A 440-nucleotide genomic window follows, 5' to 3' on the forward strand; every position below is an offset into this window, starting at 1 on the left:
CTTCTCGGTACAAATGAATGTGGCTTACTTATCTCATACTTAGATTTTATAAATTCATAAACTGCACATCCTGTAAATATAATAGCATCACATTCATCTTCACATTTAGAAATAACTTCTATTGTATCTACTACTTTTTCTCTTACATATATTTTAGTCTTTAAATCACTGTCTATCTGTTTTAAATCATCCTTTATCTTAAACCCAGAGTCTGAAGGACCTATCATACCCACTATCATAAACTTCGCTCCTAATCCATAAATATTATACTTTTTAAAAATTATATCCTCACTATTTTCTACTTCTCTTTAATTATTTTGAATTACTCCATCCTACCTACATTTAGAATGGAATAATTAGCTTATTTTTGATAAAGTAACTTCTCAAACTCAGCACTTGGAATAGGCTTACAATAATAATAACCTTGAATTACCACACCA

General features: G+C 28.6%; 1 pseudogene. It reads right to left on the reverse strand.

The features are described from left to right. A pseudogene (locus K0040_RS20295) lies at nucleotides 1-239 on the reverse strand (transcriptional regulator); the annotation flags it as partial. Nucleotides 240-440 lie beyond the last annotated feature (201 nt).

It is taken from the genome of Terrisporobacter petrolearius (assembly GCF_020748185.1).
In the GTDB taxonomy this organism is placed as follows: domain Bacteria; phylum Bacillota; class Clostridia; order Peptostreptococcales; family Peptostreptococcaceae; genus Terrisporobacter; species Terrisporobacter petrolearius.